The organism is Endozoicomonas sp., assembly GCF_051008435.1.
GTDB lineage: Bacteria > Pseudomonadota > Gammaproteobacteria > Pseudomonadales > Endozoicomonadaceae > Endozoicomonas_A.
Genome location: NZ_JBPCXO010000220.1, coordinates 1 through 1,760 on the forward strand (window position 1 = coordinate 1; position 1,760 = coordinate 1,760).

The window sequence follows — 1,760 nt, forward strand, 5'->3', positions numbered from 1 at the left end:
TTTCAAAAGCGGCACTGCCTGCCAGTTCACTGATTTCCAGGCTGTGTTGAGCTTTGGAGTACTCTCTGGCGAACCGGGTCAGCAGAGTCTGGCAGCGGTCGTCTTCCCAGAGAATCTGGGCCATGACCCAGGCTTGGCTGAAGTCTTCTGAGCTGATCTTTTTCGGATCAAAGCCCAGTACATCGACGATCTCTTTGTACTCAGCCTCTCGCCAGTGCATTTTTAATGCAATCGTAGAGGGCCTCGATCTTTGCAGGTTACGGGACTGGTCTCTATGGACAACAAACACATTCAGTTGGCCTACGACGATAGGGGCTTCGGTCATAAGCTTGCACCGAGGCTTTCAGATGATTCTCGGTGACTCCAGGGACTGACCCTGGCTACTGGTGTGCTTGCCGGTTTTGAAGATATGGATGGTTTTCATGATATCCAGTGAACAGGCCCTTGGTCCCGTCATTCTGGGCCGGGGGCTGTTCAGCTGATAGACAGAAAAGTTCCGAAGTGATTCAAAGGCTGACTTTTAAGGAGATGAAATTCAGCCATCAAAATGTTCGTGTTGGACTATCAGGAGTTGGCGGCTATCTCGTCGGCTAAATCCTGATCCCATTCAAAGTCGATGTTGAACTTACCTGTAGGGTAAAGCGTGAATTTCGCTTTGTTCCACCGATTACTCTCTCCCTCAGTCGTTATTTCATAAAGTCTTTCAAAATCATCAAAAATATCATCCGGAACTTCATAGTACTTTAGCTCTGATTTTGAACTGTATTCACCTTTAAAATCAGCCGCATCTTCAAAAAACTCAACAGTAAGCCATGCTTCAGACCAATATTCACTAATGGCACCAGCAATTTGCTGACCAATGCTTGCATAAACTTCGTCTACTGTTTTATCCATTATTTACCTCGTAGCTTCATTCTTAAAAATTGATACATGTGGCTCATCATCAATCCAATATCGTGCAACAAACTTAGATGGCCTTTTGTTGTCGCCAACGTATTTTGGTTTGATATCGACTTTAACCACTTTTGGGGGATCAGAGTCCAAAGCTTCAGCCCACTTATTCTCCATCCTCTTCCAAGCACCACGATTGAGGTTGGAGTTCATGGAAGCATAGTTAATCTGTTCCCCCGGACCGTCAAAGATTGAGGCGATCAGGTGGCCTCCATCATCATCGGTCAGGCCATCTTTGATGCCTTCTGCTTTCCCTGCCTTACCCTGCTGGTAAGTATTTCGGTCTCTCTTGGTTAGATCCAGTTCTCCTGACACACGGTTGACTCTGCCACTTTCATCCGTTTCATAAACATAGGGGCCGACCTGATACTGGTGGTTGGGTTTCAGTTCACCATTCAAGGCTTTATTCCAGGAGCCTTTTTCGCCGGGCTCAAGGACCGTAACGTCTTCTGGAGTATTCGACGTGTTTTCATCTTCATCCTTATCCTCAGGCTCTTTTTCAGGGCCCTTAGGAGGAGGGTTATTCTGTGGTGGAGGTCGGTTATCCACAGGCAGGTCTTTGGTCATATCCCCTGTGGTCTGCGCGCGAAGTGTCTTCTTCTCGCTGTGTTGTTGGACCACTTTCTTGAGATCAGCCAGTTCTTTGAGTGACTCCCCAAGATCGGTCATCTGCCGAGCCAATCGGGCTTTACTGGCAAGATTGACAATAGCGCCTGTACCCGCTGGCACAGCAGCCAACACCAGGGTCAGTAAAATTTCAAAAGCGGCACTGCCTGCCAGTTCACTGATTTCCAGGCTGTGTTGAGCTT

At 47.6% G+C, this 1,760-nt stretch carries 3 protein-coding genes; all 3 read right to left on the reverse strand.

The annotated features are described in order from the left end of the window. A partial coding sequence (locus ACR2PX_RS11430) for a hypothetical protein (protein ID WP_433999489.1) occupies window positions 1-325 on the reverse strand: 325 nt, incomplete at its 3' end. 239 nt (window positions 326-564) lie between these two features. Further along, window positions 565-894, reverse strand: coding sequence for an immunity protein YezG family protein (locus ACR2PX_RS11435; protein ID WP_433999490.1), 330 nt, complete (start codon window positions 892-894; stop codon window positions 565-567). A 3-nt stretch (window positions 895-897) separates the two neighbouring features. Beyond that, window positions 898-1,760, reverse strand: an 863-nt coding sequence (locus tag ACR2PX_RS11440) for a DNA/RNA non-specific endonuclease (protein ID WP_433999491.1), incomplete at its 5' end; no start/stop codon positions are given.

Coding starts and splice junctions, on each gene's coding strand:
- ACR2PX_RS11435 (WP_433999490.1), bottom strand. CDS start 894: ATGGATAAAACAGTAGACGAAGTTTATGCAAGCATTGGTCAGCAAATT.